Below are 4072 nucleotides of genomic sequence, written 5' to 3' on the forward strand. Positions count from 1 at the left end.
AACCAACTAACTTTATGGCAGGATTTTAATATGGCACTAGACTACGGCAAACGAATCACAACCGAGAGCTTCCACGATGGCAAGCAGTCCAACTGTAAGGTAGAGATGTCTATACCGATCATGGTGGCAGACAAGACCCAAGCACTCACAGAGCTAATGAAAGCACTTGAACTAATCACTAATGGTCAGACCTTCCAAATCAATATCCGTATAGATGCCGACCCCTATAACCACCAGTTAAAAAAAGATTACAACCCAATATGTAGTACAGTAGTTTACAAGCACCCTACTAACTGATATATTAAATACAAAGAGTTCATGCCGTATCTACGATTGCTCGATAAAGGAACAATCAAGCATGAGTATCCACCTAGAAAAAAAAGATTTGCAAGACGCTTACTATGAGGCTTCGAAGACTGCTAAGGACTGGCAAAAGCCCTTTGATGAGTACGAACGCATAGCAGCTAACAAACTATCCAAGACTATCGGTAAGAACATGCCTTGAAGTATGGCGGACAACCACGCTACAACTTCTTTGTCTCAAACGATGAGTACACTGGCTCAGACTGGTCGCTACCGTACATCCGTAACGTCAAGCTAGAGCCTGGCAAGTTCTCAGTCGATGACTGCGACTATGTATTCTTAGACACCTATTACACCAAACTACAGCTCAAACGGCTGATACAGTCTCACAGTAAAGAGAAAGACACCACTTGGAACGTCAAGGTACTCAAGAAGCTAGTTGATATGTCGATGACCTCTAAAGAGATGGAAGAACAGAACATCAACCAAGCTCATGTCTTTGCTACTCAGGTAGGACTACAGCCACCAAAGAAGATAAGTGGCTCAACCGACCAGACTAACTTCAACTCACTAACCTTTACCCCAGATGCACTATGGCAAGTCGGACAAGCTCAGATAGATGTAGTCAATAACACCAATGCAGTCTATACACAGTTTCCTAACAACTTCGGACTATACAAAACACAACTCCAGACCTTGCAGGGTAGAACAGACGGCTCAGTAAGTGCCGAGGCTGGCAACCCATCATTTAGTAAGACCCAAGCTGGCGTTAAGATGCAGCAAGACCGAACTAACTCACAAGACAACTACTTGCGTAACAAAGCCGATGTAGCAAGCGGTAAGATGGCAGAGAAGATGATGAACGTACATATGGCGAACATGCAGGGTGCAGACATCTTACAAGTAGCGAAAGAGGATAGAGACAGACTAGTGAAAGCAGGTTACTTTGATGACAACCCAGACACCGAGACACCATCAATCGAGGAAGTACCAATCCTTTATGACGAGCTAATGGTTCATGATGAAGATGGTGGACTATCGAACCGAACATTCAAGTTTGAGTTTGACCCACGACCAGAAGCAGATGAAGATGAAAAGAACCGATGGGTAGAACTAATTGATATAGCTACCAGCAATCCTAACGTCAACCAGCAATGGCAGAATCAGGCTATGAGTTTAATCTCGGTGAAGCCTTTGAAAGTTATTGCAGCAAGTGGTGCGGATAGTTGGGATAAAGTGCTTGTCGAGTTAAGCCCAGAGGAACAAGAGCAAGCCAAGATGCACAACAACAGATACAGCAAATCATGCAAGAGCAGGTGTTGATGAGCAAACTGCCACAGCTATGGTTCAACAGCAGATGGGTGGCGGTGAACAAGAAGTGCTACCAGAGGGCGAGCTACCACCAGAAGATGCACTACAAGGTGAAGTCTTACCAGAGGAACTACCAGAGGATCAACAGGCTATCATGGAAGAACTACAAGCAACCATGCAAGAATACGACCTTGACGAAGAAGCAGCCGGTGCAGTCTTACGTGCTAGACGAGAAGACTACAGCGAAGAAGAAATTGTTAGATTCTTACAAGGAGGACTAAATGGCTGATAGTGAAACATACACTGGCATAGATGAACCACCAGCAGGTCAGTTTGATAATGAGAAGATTGACAAAGCTACTAAGCAGAAACTTGAGGATGAGAAGCGTAAATTAGCAGAGGTAACGCCTGTACTCCAAGACATCGTTGATATGATTGAAAGAGAGCGAGAGGTACAACTAAGCTTCATAGCTGATTATGTAGATAATACCAAAGATGATGATGATAACTTCCGAGCCGAGCTAAAGCAGCAGGACGATACCGTAGTACCTAGAGGTCTTAAAGTCTAAGTTTGCACTAGAACTCCGAGAGACGAGGCGTAAAGATGAGTAAGAAACCATACAATAAGCCAGAATATACATTCGACATAGACAAGATGGGGATTACTAATAAGCTAACCGACCTAAGACAAGAGGGTAACTACCTAATAGGATTAACCGAAGCAGGTATTAGATTCAGACAGCATATCCCTGTAGGTAAAGCACTAACAAAGGAAGGAGACAAGTTCGTATTGAAAGATAGAGGTTGCATAGTGCCCTATGCCTATCCGGTAGGCACTATGAGCTTCCCAGCCCCGGACTCGCCCACCCAATGAGTAGCGGCTCACCACCGATCAACGGTAGACTAAAAAAGGAGATAAATATAGGTGATGATGAATCAACCAATGACGCATCTAATGATGTAGTCGAAGAACCAGCGGAAGATCCAATTCTTTCAACACTGGATGACACAGAAGATGACCAAGACGAGCAAGTAGTCGAGGAAGTCGCAGAAACACCAAGTGATGAAGATACTGACGCTGAGGGCGAACCAGAGCCTGAGCAAGAAGAAGAAACCGAGGAAGAATCAGAGGCATCTGATGAAGCCGAAGTTATCGACCCAAAGGAAGAAGCCGACAAAGGTATGAGGAACGCCAGAGCTAATAGCAGAGCGTGAGGCACGTGTTCGGGAACAAACTGAGGAGTACGTCTCTGATGGTGAAGATGAATACGACCAAAGGCTCAGAACTATGGAAGTTCAACAGTACAGCAATCTAATTGCTAACAATGAGCAAACACTCATTTCAGAGTTTGAACAAGCGAAAGCCAACCCCGACTTGCAGATCTTTAATCCAGACAATAAAGACCAGTTCAACGAAAGAGTCTACAACAAAGCGGTGAAAGACTATAACGCTGGATATGTAGGTTATGACCAGAACGGTAACATGACTGAGATTAAAGGTTCGTTATATGAACATTTACAAGAAACGGCAGACTTATTAAAAGGTGCGTCTCGAAGTGGTGCAGTCCAACAGGTGCGAGCAAGCAAGAACGTCCGCAGAAATGCCGACACGAAGCCAGCAGCGTCACCACAGAGGGTGGATCATCGAAAGACCCAATCCTTGACGTATTGTCTGCTGACTAACTAAGGAGATTAAGATATGGCTCAGAATTATTCAGCCGCACACTTTCAAGGTACTTGATGAAAGATACCACCTAAAATCAAAAAACAGACCTTATCGTAAACAAGGGCATTCGCCTAGACTTTAACGGTAAGAACTCTGTAACTATCTACAATGTAGACGTAGTTGCAGAAAATGACTATGTACGAAGTGGTACTAACCGTTTCGGTGCATTAGTCGAACTCGGTACAGGTACACAAACCTTACCCTAAGCCAAGACAAAGCTTTCACGTTCACCATTGATCGTGGAAACTACGAAGATAGCCAGATGGTTACAGAAGTAGCAAAGCTGTTAAACGACACTAAGACGAAGTTTCAACTCCGGCTACCGACATTTACCGACTTGGCGTACTTTCAGCTTACGCAATCGCTAACACTCAAGGTGTAATTGGTGGTACAGCAGTTGCCCACAACACTATTTACCAGTTGATTCTTGCACAGCAAGCAGCTATGAGTGAAGCAAAAGTCCCAGAAGACGGACGAGTTCTATTCATCACTCCTACTAACTACAATCTCCTAAAGCGAGACCCTGAGTTTATTAAGGATTGTGATACATCAGCTAAAGACCTCAAAAAAGGTATTGTTGGTGAAGTAGACGGTCTTACGATTGTCAAACTACCATCTAGTTACTTTGTTGCTAAGTTTGAGTTCTTAATCGTCAAAGATGACCTATTAGTTTCACCAATGAAGTTTAATAGTGTTCGTACTCTTGATGATGTACAAGGAATCGATGGCAAT

7 protein-coding genes and 1 pseudogene are annotated in these 4072 nt (G+C 43.9%); all 8 read left to right on the forward strand.

The genetic code is table 11. The features are described from left to right. Positions 1–297, forward strand: a 297-nt coding sequence (locus IPG14_RS11145; protein WP_343391886.1) for a hypothetical protein, incomplete at its 5' end; no start/stop codon positions are given. A 204-nt stretch (positions 298–501) separates the two neighbouring features. After that, on the forward strand, positions 502–1626 hold the full coding sequence (locus tag IPG14_RS11150) for a hypothetical protein (RefSeq protein WP_343391887.1): 1125 nt from the start codon (positions 502–504) through the stop codon (positions 1624–1626). A gap of 19 nt (positions 1627–1645) precedes the next feature. Then, on the forward strand, positions 1646–1903 hold the full coding sequence (locus IPG14_RS11155; RefSeq protein WP_343391888.1) for a hypothetical protein: 258 nt from the start codon (positions 1646–1648) through the stop codon (positions 1901–1903). Further along, on the forward strand, positions 1896–2183 hold the full coding sequence (locus IPG14_RS11160; RefSeq protein WP_343391889.1) for a hypothetical protein: 288 nt from the start codon (positions 1896–1898) through the stop codon (positions 2181–2183). Before IPG14_RS11155 ends, IPG14_RS11160 begins: the two co-directional genes overlap by 8 nt. 35 nt (positions 2184–2218) lie before the next feature. Beyond that, positions 2219–2488, forward strand: coding sequence for a hypothetical protein (locus IPG14_RS11165; protein WP_343391890.1), 270 nt, complete (start codon positions 2219–2221; stop codon positions 2486–2488). Then, a complete protein-coding gene (locus IPG14_RS11170; protein ID WP_343391891.1) occupies positions 2485–2829 on the forward strand; it encodes a hypothetical protein in 345 nt (114 codons plus the stop codon). The genes IPG14_RS11165 and IPG14_RS11170 overlap by 4 nt, the downstream gene beginning before the upstream one ends. 73 nt (positions 2830–2902) lie before the next feature. After that, the gene (locus IPG14_RS11175) at positions 2903–3301 is read left to right on the forward strand and encodes a hypothetical protein (protein ID WP_343391892.1); all 399 of its coding nucleotides are present in this window, start codon (positions 2903–2905) and stop codon (positions 3299–3301) included. A gap of 459 nt (positions 3302–3760) precedes the next feature. Next, positions 3761–4072, forward strand: a pseudogene (locus IPG14_RS11180) (N4-gp56 family major capsid protein); the annotation flags it as partial.

Source organism: Candidatus Amarobacter glycogenicus, from assembly GCF_016704105.1.
Taxonomy (GTDB): domain Bacteria; phylum Chloroflexota; class Dehalococcoidia; order Tepidiformales; family Tepidiformaceae; genus Amarobacter; species Amarobacter glycogenicus.

What these genes read in the sequence shown, in the direction of transcription:
- IPG14_RS11175 (WP_343391892.1), top strand. Translation starts at nt 2,903, where the DNA reads ATGGAAGTTCAACAGTACAGCAATCTAATTGCTAACAATGAGCAAACA.
- IPG14_RS11170 (WP_343391891.1), top strand. Translation starts at nt 2,485, where the DNA reads ATGAGTAGCGGCTCACCACCGATCAACGGTAGACTAAAAAAGGAGATA.
- IPG14_RS11165 (WP_343391890.1), top strand. Translation starts at nt 2,219, where the DNA reads ATGAGTAAGAAACCATACAATAAGCCAGAATATACATTCGACATAGAC.
- IPG14_RS11160 (WP_343391889.1), top strand. Translation starts at nt 1,896, where the DNA reads ATGGCTGATAGTGAAACATACACTGGCATAGATGAACCACCAGCAGGT.
- IPG14_RS11155 (WP_343391888.1), top strand. Translation starts at nt 1,646, where the DNA reads ATGGTTCAACAGCAGATGGGTGGCGGTGAACAAGAAGTGCTACCAGAG.